Source organism: Lysobacter sp. BMK333-48F3 (assembly GCF_019733395.1).
In the GTDB taxonomy this organism is placed as follows: domain Bacteria; phylum Pseudomonadota; class Gammaproteobacteria; order Xanthomonadales; family Xanthomonadaceae; genus Lysobacter.
This window is the reverse complement of record NZ_JAIHOO010000001.1, coordinates 5117038-5132563: the sequence shown is the minus strand read 5'-3', so window position 1 is coordinate 5132563 and position 15526 is coordinate 5117038. Positions and strand designations below refer to the sequence as shown.

The 15526-nt window shown below is 66.4% G+C and carries 12 protein-coding genes and 1 tRNA gene; 12 read left to right on the top strand and 1 reads right to left on the bottom strand.

What is annotated here, in order from left to right; translation table 11 throughout:
* Positions 1-30: 30 nt before the first annotated feature.
* Entirely contained in the window at positions 31-609 is a 579-nt protein-coding gene (locus K4L06_RS22095; protein ID WP_221673405.1) for a Fe-Mn family superoxide dismutase, read from the bottom strand.
* Positions 610-798: 189 nt separating this feature from the next.
* Between K4L06_RS22095 and grxD the strand changes: the two genes are divergently transcribed.
* From grxD to K4L06_RS22035, 12 genes are all read left to right on the top strand, one after another.
* Positions 799-1119 (top strand): Grx4 family monothiol glutaredoxin, encoded by a 321-nt coding sequence (grxD, locus tag K4L06_RS22090; RefSeq protein WP_064748363.1) that lies wholly within the window; start codon positions 799-801, stop codon positions 1117-1119.
* Positions 1116-1862 (top strand): SDR family NAD(P)-dependent oxidoreductase, encoded by a 747-nt coding sequence (locus K4L06_RS22085; RefSeq protein ID WP_343225803.1) that lies wholly within the window; start codon positions 1116-1118, stop codon positions 1860-1862. The genes grxD and K4L06_RS22085 overlap by 4 nt, the downstream gene beginning before the upstream one ends.
* Positions 1859-2455, top strand: a complete 597-nt coding sequence (locus K4L06_RS22080; protein WP_221673404.1) for a YhgN family NAAT transporter — start codon at positions 1859-1861, stop codon at positions 2453-2455. The genes K4L06_RS22085 and K4L06_RS22080 overlap by 4 nt, the downstream gene beginning before the upstream one ends.
* A 558-nt stretch (positions 2456-3013) precedes the next feature.
* Entirely contained in the window at positions 3014-6244 is a 3231-nt protein-coding gene (locus K4L06_RS22075; RefSeq protein WP_221673403.1) for a TonB-dependent receptor, read from the top strand.
* Positions 6245-6449: 205 nt separating this feature from the next.
* Positions 6450-7832, top strand: a complete 1383-nt coding sequence (gene ppnN / locus K4L06_RS22070; protein WP_221673402.1) for a nucleotide 5'-monophosphate nucleosidase PpnN — start codon at positions 6450-6452, stop codon at positions 7830-7832.
* Positions 7833-7922: 90 nt separating this feature from the next.
* A tRNA-Asn gene (locus K4L06_RS22065) sits at positions 7923-7999 on the top strand.
* Positions 8000-8314: 315 nt separating this feature from the next.
* Entirely contained in the window at positions 8315-8920 is a 606-nt protein-coding gene (locus K4L06_RS22060) for a GspH/FimT family pseudopilin (protein ID WP_221673401.1), read from the top strand.
* Positions 8917-9396, top strand: coding sequence for a type IV pilus modification protein PilV (gene pilV, locus K4L06_RS22055; protein WP_221673400.1), 480 nt, complete (start codon positions 8917-8919; stop codon positions 9394-9396). Before K4L06_RS22060 ends, pilV begins: the two co-directional genes overlap by 4 nt.
* Entirely contained in the window at positions 9393-10616 is a 1224-nt protein-coding gene (locus tag K4L06_RS22050; RefSeq protein WP_221673399.1) for a PilW family protein, read from the top strand. The genes pilV and K4L06_RS22050 overlap by 4 nt, the downstream gene beginning before the upstream one ends.
* Before the next feature lie 8 nt (positions 10617-10624).
* Complete coding sequence (locus K4L06_RS22045; RefSeq protein WP_221673398.1) at positions 10625-11137, top strand: PilX N-terminal domain-containing pilus assembly protein; 513 nt, start codon at positions 10625-10627, stop codon at positions 11135-11137.
* Positions 11138-11147: 10 nt separating this feature from the next.
* Entirely contained in the window at positions 11148-14918 is a 3771-nt protein-coding gene (locus K4L06_RS22040) for a PilC/PilY family type IV pilus protein (protein WP_221673397.1), read from the top strand.
* Positions 14919-14930: 12 nt separating this feature from the next.
* Positions 14931-15377, top strand: a complete 447-nt coding sequence (locus tag K4L06_RS22035; protein ID WP_221673396.1) for a type IV pilin protein — start codon at positions 14931-14933, stop codon at positions 15375-15377.
* Positions 15378-15526: the final 149 nt, after the last annotated feature.

Below are 15526 nucleotides of genomic sequence, written 5' to 3'. Positions count from 1 at the left end.
GGCCGTCCCGATGCTGCGGACCGCGCGCGCTTACTTCAGGTTGGCGGCGACGAAGTCCCAGTTGACCAGGTTCCAGAACGCCTCGACGTACTTCGGACGGGCGTTGCGGTAGTCGATGTAGTAGGCGTGCTCCCACACGTCGCAGGTCAGCAGGGCGGTGTCTTCGCCGGTCAGCGGGGTGGCCGCGTTGGGGGTGCTGACCAGGCCCAGCGAGCCGTCCGGACGCTGCACCAGCCAGGCCCAGCCGGAACCGAAGGTGCCGATCGCGGTCTTGGTGAATTCTTCCTTGAACTTGGCGAAGTCGCCGAATGCCTTGGCGATCAGCTCGGCCAGCTTGCCGGTCGGCTCGCCGCCGCCCTTGGGCGAGAGGCAGTTCCAGTAGAAGGTGTGGTTCCAGATCTGGGCGGCGTTGTTGAACATGCCGCCCTGCGACTTCTTGATGATCTCTTCCAGCGACAGCGAGGCGAACTCGGTGCCCTCGATCATCTTGTTGAGATTGTCGACGTAGGCCTTGTGGTGCTTGCCGTAGTGGAAGTCGATGGTCTCGGCCGAGATGGTGGGTTCCAGCGCGGTGCGGTCGTAGGGCAGGGCAGGCAATTCGATGGCCATTGGCGGGCTCCAGGAGTCGAGGGGGCTGGCTAGCGGGGGGCGCCGCGGCCGGCGTTCCGGTCCCGGGACGATGGAGTTCCCGGACGGCCGCCTGTGCGACGCCTTGAAGGCTTACAATTCATATTCTATCCCCACGCCGGGTTGCCGAACCGTCAAAGTCGGCAACCCGCTTTCGCAGGAGCAGTACCCATGTCCGTTATGGAACGGATCCAGGCCGAAGTCGAAGCCCATCCGATCGTGTTGTTCATGAAGGGCACCGCGCAGTTCCCGATGTGCGGGTTCTCCAGCCGCGCCGTGCAGGCGCTCAAGGCCGCGGGCGCGACCTCGCTGCACACGGTCAATGTGCTGGAAGATCCGGAAATCCGCGCCAACCTGCCGCGCTACTCCAACTGGCCGACCTTCCCGCAGCTCTTCATCCACGGCGAGCTGATCGGCGGCTGCGACATCACCCTGGAGCTGTACGAGTCGGGCGAACTGGCGCGGATGATCAGCGAGACCCAGTCGCAGTGAGTTCCAGCGCCGCCAGCCCTGCGCCGGCGCCGGCCCTGGCCGGCCGCGTCGTGCTCGTCACCGGCGCCGCCGGCGGCCTCGGCGCGGCCGCGTCGGCGGCTTGCGCGCAGGCCGGCGCCACCGTGGTCCTGCTCGGCCGCAAGCCGGCCAAGTTGAACCGGGTCTACGATGCGCTGGCCCAGCTCGGCCCCGAGCCGCTGCTGTACCCGCTCGACCTGGAAGGCGCGCAGCCGGACGACTACGCCGAGATGGCGGCGCGGATCGAAACCGAACTCGGCCGGCTCGACGGCGTGCTGCACTGCGCCGCCGACTTTCCCGGCCTGACCCCGCTGATGCAGACCGACCCGGCCGCGTTCGCGCGCGCCGTGCACGTCAACCTGACCGCACCGTGGTGGCTGTCGCAGGCCTGCCTGCCGCTGCTGGCGCGGGCGCAGGACGCGGCGCTGGTGTTCGCCGTCGACGACCCGCAGCGGGTCGGTCAGGCTTATTGGGGCGGCTACGGCGCCGCCCAGCACGGGCTGGCGGCCCTGGTCGGCATGCTCCATGCCGAGCTCGGCAACTCGAGCGTGCGGGTGTCCGGGCTGCGTCCCGGGCCGATGCGCACGCCGTTGCGCGCCCGCGCCTACGTCGAAGAGAACGACCGCGCCGCGCGCGAGCCGGCGGCCTATGCCGCCGCTGCGGTGACCCTGCTGTCGCCGGCCGGCGCCGAACATCGGGGGCGGATCTGGACGCCGACCCCATGACCATCGCCTCGGCCGCGCTGCTGCTTTTCATCATCCTGGACCCGCTGGGCAACATCCCGGTATTCCTCAGCCTGCTGCGCGGGCTGCCGCCCAAGCGCCAGCGCATCGTCCTGGCGCGCGAGCTGCTGATCGCGCTCGGCGTGCTGATGATGTTCCTGTGGGGCGGCAAGTACGCGCTGGAGCTGATGCACCTGCGCCAGGAGTCGGTGTCGATCGCCGGCGGCATCGTCCTGTTCCTGATCGGCATCCGGATGATCTTCCCGCCGCCGGAAGGCTTGATGGGCGAGTTGCCCGACGGCGAGCCCTTCATCGTGCCGATGGCCATTCCGCTGGTGGCCGGCCCCTCGGGCATGGCCGCGGTGATGCTGATGGGCAGCAACGACCCGGCGCGCCTGGGCGACTGGAGCCTGGCGCTGCTGATCGCCTGGGGCGCGACCGCGACGATCCTGTTCTCGGCCACCTTGTTGTACAAGCTGCTCGGCCGGCGCGCGCTGATCGCGATCGAGCGGCTGATGGGCATGCTGCTGGTGGCGATCTCGGTGCAGATGTTCCTCGACGGGCTGGGGACGTACCTGCAGATCTCGCCGCCCTGACGGCGGGAACGAGCAGATAGAGGTCAGAAACCAGCCGTATCCGAGGCGCAGCGGCGCGTTCCGGCCGCCCTGCGGCTGCCCGCCTGTCGCGGCCCGGGGCGCGGGCCGTTGCCGTCCCCGGCGGGTGCGGAGGGGGGGCGGGCCCGGCACTGCCGAGTCGCTGCGAGGGGGCGCGTTTCGGTGGTCCTTGCGTCCCATTGCCGGGCGGCACCTGGAGCTGTGTAGAGAGGCTGCCGGCCGGACGGCTGCGCCTCGCCGGGCTGCGCTAAGTGCCCGCCGCGACTGGCTTGTTTGCCCGGATTTGCGGTTTTTCGCCGAACTTTGCCGCAATTGCCGGTTCAGCTTTGACCGCCGTCACCGTGTGACAAGGCATGAACTGCGTCACGTCCCTGTCACACTCCCCTCCTAGCCTGTTAAACTGCTGTTAACCCGACGGCGACGTACTGTTCCGCCGCCCGGGTCAGGGGCTAGCCAGAAGAACCTCTCAGGGCCCGGCTGCGGCGCAAAGCCGCGCCGGCCCGCACTCCGCCACGCATTCCACGTACCGAGGCCATCGTAATGACCCATCGCAACCGCGTCCGCACGTCCAAGCTCACGCTTGGTCTGCTCGCCGTCCTCGCCACTGCGCCGGTATTCGCGCAGAGCACCTCCGCCGGCATCGCCGGTCGCGTCCTCGGTGCCGACGGCCAGCCCGTCACCGGCGCCGAAGTGACCATCACCCACACCGAGTCGGGCACGGTCAGCCGCGCCGTCACCGGTGCCGACGGTCGCTACAACGCGCGCGGTCTGCGCGTCGGCGGTCCGTACACGGTCGTCATCAACAAGGAAGGCGCGGGCACTGCGAGCCAGGACGGCGTGTTCCTGAACCTCGACAAGGTCAACGAAGTCGACGTCGCGCTGAACAATTCGGTCACCACCCTCGACGCCGTGCAGGCGATCGCTGCGGGCGGTTCGGAAGTGTTCTCCTCGACCAAGATGGGCGCCGGCTCGACCATCACTCGCGAACAGCTGGAGTCGATGCCGACCATCAACCGCAATCTGCAGGACTTCGTCCGCCTCGACCCGCGCGTCGTGCTGACCGACAAGTCCCGTAACGAGATCTCGGTCGGCGGCCAGAACCCGCGCTACAACGTGATCCGCGTCGACGGCATCAGCACCAACGACTCGTTCGGCCTCGGCGGCAACGGCCTGCCGACCCCGCGCCAGCCGTTCTCGATGGACGTGGTCGACGAAGTCTCGGTCGACGTCGCCAACTACGACGTGACCATCTCCGGCGGCACCGGCGGCGTGATCAACGCCGTGACCAAGTCCGGCACCAACGAATTCCACGGCTCGCTGTACGGCGTGTACCGCGACAACGACTGGTCGGGCAAGAACCAGAACGACGTGCGCCCGCAGTTGTTCGACAGCGAATCGACCTACGGCGGCACCTTCGGCGGCCCGCTGGTCAAGGACAAGCTGTTCTTCTTCGTCAACTACGAGAAGTACACCGGCAAGGAAGTGTTCACCGGCAACTCCAGCTTCGGTCCTCCGGGCTCGGGCGCCAACAACATCGTCAACATCACCCAGGCGCAGATCGACGACGTCATCAACACCTCGAAGAGCGTGTACGGCTTCGATCCGGGCAACCTGAGCCTGCCCTCGCTGGACACCAAGAGCGAGGAATACGGCATCAAGTTCGACTGGAACATCAACGACCAGCACCGCGCCAACTTCCGCTACGCCAAGAGCGAGCAGAGCACCGCGTTCCTGCAGGGCTTCGGCACCAACTCGCTGGCGTTGAACTCGTACCACTACATCAACGACTTCGAGTTCAAGACCTACACCGCGCAGCTGTTCAGCGACTGGACCGACGTCTTCTCGACCGAAGCCAAGGTCTCCTACCGCGACTATTCGGCCGTGCGCAGCCCGCGCTTCGACCTGCCGGCGATCGCGGTCCGCTTCGGCAGCAACACCCTGAACCTGGGCACCGAAGAGAACACCCACGCCAACGTCCTCGAAACCAAGACCTGGAACGCGTTCTTCGCCGGCAACCTGTTCCTGGGCGACCACACCGTCAAGTTCGGCGCCGACTACGAGTCGAACGAGGTCTATAACCTGTTCGGCCGCCGCGTCAACGGCGTCTACACCTTCAACAGCCCGGCCGACTACCGCGCCGGCCGTTCCAGCCGCTACCAGCTGTTCTACCCGGCCGGCGGCCAGCTCGACAACATGGCCGCCGAGTTCACCCAGAAGAACCTCGGCCTGTTCGTGCAGGACACCTGGGCGGTCAACGACAAGCTGAGCCTGACCTTCGGCATCCGCTACGACCGCGCCATCGTCGACGACAAGCCGACGTTCAATCCGGCCGCTTCGGCGCTGTTCGGCGTGCGCAACGACAACAACATCGACGGCACCGACATGTGGGCGCCGCGCTTCGGCTTCAACTACACCTTCGACAGCGAGCGTCCGACCCAGCTGCGCGGCGGCATCGGCCTGTTCCGCGGCGGCACCCCGACCGTGTGGCTGGCCAACCCGTACTCGAACAACGGCCTGTCGTACACCGACTACGTGTTCACCAACGGTATCAACGGCTTCAGCCCGAACCCCGATGCGCAGCTCGGCCTGGTCAACGCCGCCGGCGGCGCCGCCGGCGCGACCCAGTCGGTCGACTTCATCGAGAAGGACCTGAACCTGCCGTCGGTGTGGAAGGCCAACCTGGCGTTCGAAACCGAGCTGCCCTGGTACGGCATCGTCGCCAGCGCCGAAACCGTCGTGACCTCGATTAACGACGCGCTGTACTACCAGCAGCTCAACCTCGGCGCGGTCACCAAGACCGGCCAGGACGGCCGCAACATCTATTGGGATGCAAACGGCCTGGCCGCGGCCAGCTGGAACGCCGAAGGCGTGGCCTGCCTGCGCGAAACCGGCCTGAACGGTTCGTCCTGCACCAACAGCCGCACCAATGCGCGCGCCAACCGTCGTACCACGTACAACGACGCGATCATCGCCCGCCAGACCAGCAAGGGCGAAAGCCAGCAGTTCACCCTGTCGCTGAGCAAGCCGTTCAACAACAGCGATTGGTCGTGGAGCGTGGCCTACACCTACACCCACGCCGACGAAGTCAGCCCGCTGACCAGCTCGACCTCGAGCTCGCAGCTCGGCAACGTCGCCGTGTTCCAGGCCAACGAAGAAGTGTCGGCTCGCTCCAGCTACGAGATCCGCGACCGCTTCACCGCGGCGATCAACTGGAAGCACGCCTTCTTCGGCGACAACAAGACCACCGTGTCGCTGTTCTACGAAGGCCGCTCGGGCCGCCCGTACAGCTATGCCTTCGACAACGACGCCAACGGCGACGGCCGCTTCAACGACCTGCTGTACATCCCGAAGGGCCCGGGCGATGTGCTGTTCCGCAACCCGGCCGAAGAGGCCGCGTTCTGGGCGTTCTTCAACGGCGACGAGTACATGCGCAGCCACGCCGGCCAGGTCGCCGAGCGCAACGCCGTCCGCGGCAAGTGGGTCAACCAGTTCGACCTGCACATCGCCCAGGAATTCCCGGGCTTCTGGGAAGGCCATAAGGCCGAGCTCGCGCTGGACATCCTCAACGTCGGCAACCTGCTGAACAAGGACTGGGGACAGGTCGAAGAAGTCGCCTTCCCGGGCATGCGCGGCATCGTCGACTACGGCGGCGTCGATCCGGCCACCGGCAAGTACGTCTACCGCTTCACCAAGCCCGATCCGGAACAGATCTACGACGAGAAGGGCATTTCGCGCTGGGCGGCTCAGCTGAGCTTCCACTACCGCTTCTGATTCTTGCGGTATCTGGCGTGAACGAGAACGGCCGGGGCGATGCTCCGGCCGTTTTCTTTTTTATGGGGCCGCCGATTCCGCGGCCGGGCAGGGTGGGGCGGCACGGCCGCGGACCGGTCCGGCGGCGGGCGCGGCCTCCGCAGTCCCGCGGACAAGCTGCTAGAGTCCTTTCCCACTAATCGATGAAAACGCAGAGAAAAACGCAATGACCGCAACCCCCGCCACGGCCGTCCTGCCGACGGTCAACGCCCGCATCTACCCCAAGGGCGGACTCGACGTCTTGTCCCGCGACGAGGTCGCGCGCCTGCGCGACGCGTCCACCGGCATGCACGACCTGCTGCGCCGCTGCGCCCTGGCCGTGCTGACCAGCGGCAGCGCCTCCGACGACCCGCGCGCCGCGCGCGAGCTCTACCCCGATTTCGACATCGAGGTCCACCAGCAGGACCGCGGCGTGCGGATCGACTTGCGCCACGCCCCGGCGATGGCCTTCGTCGACGGCGAGATCATCCGCGGCGTCGCCGAGCTGCTGTTCGCGGTGGTCCGCGACCTGGCCTACACCGCGATCGAGCTCGGCAAGGGCGGCGGCCGCGACCTGGGCAGCAGCGACGGCCTGACCGACTCGGTGTTCGGCCTGCTGCGCAACGCCCGCATCCTGCACCCGGCCGACCCCAACCTGGTGGTCTGCTGGGGCGGCCACTCGATCTCGCGCGACGAGTACATCTACACCAAGCAGGTCGGCTACGAGCTGGGCCTGCGCGGCCTGGACATCTGCACCGGCTGCGGCCCGGGCGCGATGAAGGGGCCGATGAAGGGCGCGACCATCGCCCACGCCAAGCAGCGCCGCCGCAACATGCGCTACATCGGCATCACCGAGCCGGGCATCATCGCCGCCGAATCGCCGAACCCGATCGTCAACCACCTGGTGATCATGCCGGACATCGAGAAGCGCCTGGAGGCCTTCGTCCGCATGGGCCACGGCATCATCGTGTTCCCGGGCGGCGTCGGCACCGCCGAAGAGATCCTCTACCTGCTCGGCATCCTGCTGCGCGAAGAGAACGCCGAACTGCCGTTCCCGCTGATCCTGACCGGCCCGACCGCCTCGGCGCCGTATTTCGAGCAGATCGACAAGTTCCTGCGCCTGACCCTGGGCGAGGCGGCGACCTCGCGCTACGAGATCGTCGTCGGCGACCCGGAGCAGGTGGCCAAGCGCATGAGCACCGGCATCCGCCGGGTGCGCGAGTACCGGATCGAGCAGAAGGACTCGTTCTTCTTCAATTGGTCGGTCGACATCCCGCTGGAGTTCCAGAAGCCGTTCGTCCCGACCCACGAGGCGATGGCCGCGCTGGACCTGCACCACGGTCGCAAGCCGCACGAACTGGCCGCCGACCTGCGCCGGGCGTTCTCCGGCATCGTCGCCGGCAACGTCAAGGAGGACGGCATGCGCCGGATCGAGGAATTCGGCCCGTTCGAAATCCACGGCGACCCGGACATGATGCAGTCGCTGGACGCGCTGCTGCGGGCGTTCGTCGAGCAGCGCCGGATGAAGATCGCCGGCGAGTACCGCCCCTGCTATCGCGTGGTGACCTGAACGGGTATCATGGCGGGCTCCGGCGTCGACGCTTCATTTCTCACTTGAGTGTTGACGCCGGGCCGTTCAATAAGCATCATATGCAGCCCCGCCCGAATAGCTCAGCCGGTTAGAGCACTTGACTGTTAATCAGGGGGTCGTTGGTTCGAGTCCAACTTCGGGCGCCATATTCGAGTAATAGAGAAAGCCTCGCAGCGATGCGGGGCTTTTTCTTTTTCGGAATCGGGAATCGGGAATCGGGAATCGGGAATCGGGAATCGGGTTGCCGCGCCGTGTCTGGCGATCGTCTTGCCCGCGTAGCGCAAGAGCTCCGATTTCGGCATCGATCTGGCCGATGCTGTTAAGCCGAGTCCCGAGCCCCCAATCCGCGCAACCGTCGCCCGCAGCGCAGCGGCCGGTACCGATCACCCCTCCGGACGTGACGCCGGTCGGAATATTTTTCCCCCTCGAACCATTGGCCGACCCAGCCCGACCGCTCGTCGGTGCGGCGGGTTTTCCAAGTAATTCCGACTGTTAGCATCTTCGCTGTCCTCTGGGGAAGAGAACCGCACATGCGCCGTGCCGCCGGCTTCACGCTGATCGAGCTGATGGTGACGATCGGGATCGCCGCGATCCTGCTCGCCCTGGCTTTGCCGTCTTTCACCGAATCCATCCGCTCCAACCGGGTCTCGACCGCGACCAACCAGATGCTGGCGACGTTCAACCTCGCCCGCGCCGAAGCCCTGCGCAGCAAGAGCAGGGCCTGGATCTGCCCCCATGCCGGCGGCAACGCCTGCGGAACGAACTGGAACCAGGGCCTGCTGATCTGGACCGACGAGAACGGCAACGGCAGCCATCAGGACTTGACCGAAACCAAGCGCGTGATCGAGCAGCAAGAAGGCATCACCCTCGCGATCGATCCGACCATCGCGGCGATCGGTTTCGACGATCGCGGCCGTGCGGTCGAGAAGACGGGCAACAGCGTCACGGTTCGGACCTTCAACCTCTCGTTGAAGGCGACGACCTGCAAGCCCGGCGCGTACAACGTGCGCGCCTTCGAAATCAACCGCATCGGCCGCGTCAGCGTGACCAAGGGAACCTGCTCATGAGCCGTCGACATGCCCGCCGGCCCGCGCCCGTTCGGACCCAGCGCGGTCTCAGCCTGATCGAAGTCCTGATGGCCGTGCTGGTGATGGGCCTGGGTCTGCTCGGCCTGGCGATGCTGCAGGCGACCAACCTGCGCCTGTCGCAGAGCGCTAACCAGCGCACCGTGGCCACCAACCTGTCCAGCGACCTGCTCGACGACATCCGCTCCAACCGGCTGCTAGCGGCCAAATACGGCGGCACCTACAACGCCTCGTCGGCAGCGGCCAACGCCAGCTGCGCGCGGATCAACAAGCTGACCCCCGACGATCGCAAGGCGGCGTTCACCTGCCGGATGCGTGAGGCGCTGGGCGCATCGGCGGTGGCCACGGTCACGGTGAACCCGGACAAGACGGTCCGCATCGTGATCACTTGGGACGACGACAAGCGTTGGAACGCGTTGGGTTCCGGTACCGAATTCAGAATGGAGAGCGCGCTGTGAGCCGTCGACTGCAACAGGGTTTGTCGTTGATCGAGTTGATGGTGGCGTTGCTGCTGAGCGGCCTGCTGCTGCTCGGCCTGGTCGAGATCTTCAGCGCCTCGCGCGCTTCCTACCAGATGGCCCAGGGCCTGGCCCGCACCCAGGAAAGCTCGCGCTTCGCGATCGACGCGCTGCAACGCGACGCGCGGATGAGCGGCCACTTCGGCTGCGTGTCCGACCAGGCGCACTTCTACGCCGGCAACGGCATGTTCGGCGAGCTGTTCCTGTCCAACCGCAGCAACTACGCCAGCATTCCCAGCGCGCGCGAGGCCTTGCGCTTCGACTATTCGGTGCGCGGTTACGAGGCGCGCAATACCGGCCCGGCGGATACCCTTAACCTGACGGCCGGCCCGACGAATGGTGCGGCTGGCGACTGGGTACCGGCGTTGCCAGATGCGCTTTTCAACGCGTTGAATCCCGCCCCGATTCGCGGCAGCGACGTCCTGGTGCTGCGAGTCCTCTCGCCGGAAAGCGCCGAGGTCACCGGCTTCACCACCGGCAACCCGGCGACGATCCGGGTCAACCCGGCCGAGACCCAGTGGGGCTCGCTGACCCGCGCGGTGGCCACCCCCGGCCTGTTCGGCATCGCCGACTGCCGCTCGGTGGTGCTGTTCCAGGCCAGCGCGGTGGCCGATGTCACCGGCGCCAAGGTGCTCACGGTGCGCACCACCGGCGTCAACCAGATCGCCTTCGACGGCTCGGATACCTTCGCCTCGGGGCAGGCGCGCCTCTATCGCGCCGACAGCTACCTCTATTACCTCGGCTTCAAGTTGGTCGGCGCAGACAAGATTCCGAGCCTTTACCGGGCTCGTTTCGACGCGGCCCCCGGAACGGACACGATCGTGCCGACCATCGAAGAGATCGTCGAGGGCGTGGAGAACATGCAGTTGCTGTTCGCCCAGGACATGATCACCGATCCGACCCAGCCGCCGACCGGCGTCATCGATGCGGTACGCACCGCATCGAGCCTGTTGCCGGCTAGCGACAGCAGCGGCGGTTGGCAGCGCGTCGGCGGCATGCAGGTCGGCCTGTTGATCCGCAGCATCGACGGCGCCTCGGCACAGCCGCGTACTGCCGTCACGCGCTCGCTCGGTACCCAGCTGACCCTGCCGGACGACCAGCGCTATCGCACCGTGTACGAAACCAATATCGCCCTGCGCAACCGGCTGTACGGAAACTGAGGCCCGCCATGAATACGATCCGTACCCGTCGCCATGCCCCGCCTCGCGCTCAGCGCGGCGCGGTGCTGTACGTGGCCCTGATCATGCTGATTCTGCTGGCGCTGATCGGCATCACCGCGATGCAGGTCACCGGCCTGCAGGAACGCATGACCGCGAGTTACCGCTCGACCAATATGGCGTTCCAGAACGCCGAAGGGCGGGCGCGCAGCAAGGAGAGCGACCTGCAGCGCCAGGTGCAGAGCGGCGGCGCCGAAGCCATCGATCTGGACGAATCGGTCTGCACCGCGGGCTTCGACCCGTCGGGGTGGGCGGAGAAGCTCAAGTACGCCAACCCGCTGCCGGCCAAGCTCAGCTATACCCGCCGCATCGACGAATGCGTGTCCGGCGGCGGCGGCATCGGCATGGGCACCGCGCCGGTCAGCGAGAACACCAATCTGATCTTCCAGGTCACGGCCTACGCCGTGGACCGCGGCGCGAACCCGGGTTCGGACGCCGTCATCGACACCATTTTCGTGCCCTGAGGGTAACGTCATGACTTCCCCGCGCATCTATCTACTCGCGCCCTTGGCTGTGGCGGTCGCCGCCGGCGGCTACTGGCTGTACAACGCCAACGCGATCCAGGCCGGCGGTTCGCTGGCGCAGACCCCGCTGAACTCCAGCGTGACCGTGCCGCCGGCCTTCGTCATGGCGGTCGACAACTCCGGCTCGATGACCTTCCAGACCCTGTTCCCGGGCAAGGACGGCGCTGCGTTCTGGGAAGAGGACGCCGCTTCCACCAACGGCTTCTTCACCGGTACCGGCGCCAACGCGCGTCCGCGTACCCAGAACGACAGCGAGGATTGGGAGAACTTCCACCACACCATTCCGTCGACCGGCTATCGCATCGGCGACAACCGTTATGCGATCCCGCCGATCGACAATTTCGGTTTCGCGCGCTCGCCCGATGTGAATCCAGCCTACTTCAATCCGAACGTCACTTACTCGCCCTGGAAGCGGCCGAACGCAGCCAACGAAATCGTCGATTATCCGCAGGCCAGCATCAGCGATACCCGGGTCGATCCGGACAAGACGTCGCCGACGATCAATCTTGCGAGCAACTGGCGTCTGAATGCGGACGACAACCTGTTCATGGTGCCCAAGGGCGCGGTCCTGCCCAAGGACACGGTGTACTACTCCGAAGGCAACTGCGGCGGTTTGCGCAGCGGCAGCTGGCGCACGCTCAACAGCGCGACCACCGTCAGCGACTACTGCGAAATCTCGATCGAGTACTATCCGGCGACCTTCTACCTGAAATCGGCGACCGCAGGCTCGGCCTGGGGCTACACCGCCACGCCGACCCTGGCCAAGAATGCCTGCGGCAGCGGCTGCGACCTGTACAAGTACGAGATCAAGTCCGCCAATTACTCCGCCGGAAAATACGCTGTCGCGATCCAGAACTTCGCCAACTGGTTCAGTTTCTACGGCAACCGCAACCGCGCGATGAAGGCCGCGCTGACCCTGTCGCTCGAGCGCACCGAGAAGATGCGCGTCGGCATGTTCACGATCAACCCGACCAACTATACCGACGTCGTGATGCGCGACATGTCGGTGGCTGCCGAGAAGGCCGCGCTCTACAACGAGAAGTTGCTGGCCTTGAACGCGTCCGGCGGCACGCCCAATCGTTTCGCCGTCGAACATATCGGCAAGCAGTTCCTGCGCACCGATGCCGGCGCCCCGGTGAAGTACGCGTGCCAGATCAACGCCGGCATGCTGTTCACCGACGGCTACAGCAACGGCGGCGGTCCGGCGACGGGATCTCAGGATGCCGGTATGCCTGCGCCGCTGGCCGACGCCCATGCCAACACCCTGGCCGACACCGCGGCGCTGTACTACAAGACCACGCTGCGCAGCGACCTGGGCCTGGGCAAGGTGCCGGTACCGGAGGCGTGCAAGACCACGCCGAACGATCCCAAGCTGGATTGCCGCGCCGATCCGCACATGAACTTCTATGGCGTCACGCTGGGAGCTCGCGGCGATATCTACGGCGTGACCTACAACCCGCTGACCAATACGCCCGATCCGTATACGCCGGCCGGTTACCCCGCCTGGCGTTCGCGCCAGGACGATGCGCCGAGCACGGTCGATGAGATCTGGCACGCGACCATGAACGCGCGCGGCAAGTACATCAACGCCACCACGCCGTCCGACATCACCTCTGCGATGCGCGAGATCCTGGCCTCGGTCGGCGGCGGCGCGACCCCGTCGGGCACCATCGGCCTGGTCGGCGCGCGCGTCGGTTCGAACACCTTGTCGGTCGAACCGATCTACGAATCGGCCAACAACGGCACCGACTGGTTCAGCCGCCTCACCGCGTATACGGCGACCAACGATCCGATCGCCGGCACCATCACCTTCACCCAGAAGTGGGAGGCCGCGTCCAAGCTGACCGGCGAAGCCGGGCGCAACATCCGCTTCGGCAAGACCGCCGGCAGCGTCAAGCCGACCGTGGGCGATTTCACCGCGACCGCGTTGGGCGCCACGGATGCGGCAGTGCAGACCGCGTTGTGCAGCGACGCGCTGCAGAACTGCGCCGGCAAGTTCAACCGCATCGACGGCGGCGTGACCGGCGCCGAGGCGGTGGCCTACCTGCGCGGCAACAAGACCCACGACGGCGGCAAGCTGCGCAAGCGCACCACGCTGCTCGGCGACATCGTCAACTCCACCCCGATCGTCTCGTCCAAGGGCGACGACTACGGCTATCGCGGCCTGCGCAGCGCCGACGGCCTGACCCCGGACGTGCTGAACTACGCCAACTATCTCAACACCAAGCGCACCGCCCGCAAGACCTTCGTCTATGTCGGCGCCAACGACGGCATGTTCCATGCCTTCGACGGCGATACCGGCAACGAACAGTTCGCCTACATCCCGGCGACCTCGGTCGGCCACATGGGCAACCTGCTGTTCCCGTACCGCGCCGCCGATCGCAACGACCAGGTGTTCCAGCACCGTTACTACGTCGATGGCCTGGTCACAGTCTCCGACGCCCACGACGGCAGCGCCTGGAAGACCGTGCTGGCGGCCAGCGTCGGCGCCGGCGGCAAAGGCGTGTTCGCCCTCGATGTGACCGACCAGGCCACGCTGAACGTGCTGTGGGAAGTCAACGACCTGTCCGGCGACGCCAACGGCGCCAAGGACATCGGCAGCGTGCTCGGCAAGATCGCCATCGTCCCGGTCAAGGAAGCCGGCGGCGCGATCAAGTGGAAGGCGATCTTCGGCAACGGCTACGACAGCGCGAACGGCAAGGCCGTGCTGTTCCTGGTCGACATCGCCGACGGCAAGGTCACCCGGATCACCGCCCAGGAAACCACCGGCACCTTGCCGACCCGGACCAAGAACGGCCTCGGCAACGTGGTGGTGATCGACCGTTACCAGGGCACCAGCTCCACCCAGGTCCGCGACGGCTTCGCCGACACGGTCTATGCCGGTGACCTCAACGGCGCGGTGTGGAAGTTCGATCTGCGCAACAACAGCGTGGGTTTCGGCGGCCAGCCGTTGTTCATCGCCCGCTACAACGACAATTACGCCCTGCGCCAGCCGATCCTCGGCGGTCTGGAAGCGACCACGGTCGGCAACGACGTGATGGTCCTGTTCGGCACCGGCAGCTTCTCCTTCACCGACGACCCCAGCGACAAGGCGATGCAGAGCGTGTACGGCATCATCGACAAGGGCGTGGTCATCGCCGGCCGCAACGAACTGCAACCCCAGTACGTCAACCAGGAAGTCGACACCACCGGCGCCGTGCTGCGCTACGTGACCGGCGATCGCCTGGATGCGACCAAGAAGGGCTGGTACATCAACCTGGGCGTGGACACGGCCAAGACCGGCAATCCGGTCGCGACCGGCGAGCGCTTCATCGGCAATCCGCGCCTGCAGAACGGCATCCTGTTCTTCCCGACCTACGACCCGAACAGCACCGACGGCTGCTCCACCGACGGCAACAACTGGCTGTACGGTCTGGATGCGCTGAGCGGCGCGGCCGGCATGTCCAACGCCCGCATCGGCTCGGCCACCGGCAACCGCTTCGGCGACAAGGTCGGCGCGGTCAAGCTCAAGCGCCAGGGCAGCGGCACCGGCACCGCGCCGGTCAAGGACGTGGCCGTGGTGGCGACGCCGAAGACCGATATCCTGCCGGTCACCGCGACCGAGGAAGAGATCGCCAAGGCGGTCGCGGCCAAGTGCTCGGTGATGGTGCAGACTTCCGGTTCGCAGCCGATCTATCTGCCCAGGCCGTGCGGACGCCAGTCCTGGCGCCAGATCCGATAACAGGGGACCGACATGACGTCTTACCGATACCGTTCGAGCGCGCGCCGGAGCCGGGGTTTCACCCTGATGGAGCTCATGGCGGTGGTCGCGATCATCGCCATCTTGGTCGGCATCGCGGTGCCGACCTATCAGGACAGCGTGCGCAAGAGCCGGCGCGGCCAGGCCAAATCGGACCTGGCCGAGGCGGCCCAGGCGATGGAGCGCTACTACACCATCAATAGCACCTACGTCGGCGCCAACCTGAACACGATTTATAACAACCCGCCGCAGTCGCCGAAGGTAGGCACCGCGCACTACACGATTTCCTTCGACGGCGCGGTCACCGCCAACAGCTTCATCCTGCAGGCGGTGCCGAGCACCACGACCGGGCAGGACAAGGACAAATGCGGCACCATGAACTTGTCCAACACCGGGGCCAAGGGCCCGTCCTCGATCCCGGCCGAATGCTGGAACAAGTAGGCCCGCGGTAGCCGACCCGCACCGAATCAGGCCCGCTCCCCACCGGAGCGGGCCTTTTCGTATCCGCTCGGGTGGGGCAGGGCGAGGGGGCGATCTCACCGGTTGAGACGCGGTTGGCTACACTGGTCGACTCCCCGCGTTCGGATCGC

Bases quoted from the DNA above. Each gene is read 5' to 3' on its own strand.
- ppnN (WP_221673402.1), top strand. From the start codon at position 6,450: ATGACCGCAACCCCCGCCACGGCCGTCCTGCCGACGGTCAACGCCCGC.
- K4L06_RS22035 (WP_221673396.1), top strand. From the start codon at position 14,931: ATGACGTCTTACCGATACCGTTCGAGCGCGCGCCGGAGCCGGGGTTTC.
- K4L06_RS22040 (WP_221673397.1), top strand. From the start codon at position 11,148: ATGACTTCCCCGCGCATCTATCTACTCGCGCCCTTGGCTGTGGCGGTC.
- K4L06_RS22075 (WP_221673403.1), top strand. From the start codon at position 3,014: ATGACCCATCGCAACCGCGTCCGCACGTCCAAGCTCACGCTTGGTCTG.
- K4L06_RS22095 (WP_221673405.1), bottom strand. From the start codon at position 609: ATGGCCATCGAATTGCCTGCCCTGCCCTACGACCGCACCGCGCTGGAA.
- grxD (WP_064748363.1), top strand. From the start codon at position 799: ATGTCCGTTATGGAACGGATCCAGGCCGAAGTCGAAGCCCATCCGATC.
- K4L06_RS22080 (WP_221673404.1), top strand. From the start codon at position 1,859: ATGACCATCGCCTCGGCCGCGCTGCTGCTTTTCATCATCCTGGACCCG.
- pilV (WP_221673400.1), top strand. From the start codon at position 8,917: ATGAGCCGTCGACATGCCCGCCGGCCCGCGCCCGTTCGGACCCAGCGC.
- K4L06_RS22045 (WP_221673398.1), top strand. From the start codon at position 10,625: ATGAATACGATCCGTACCCGTCGCCATGCCCCGCCTCGCGCTCAGCGC.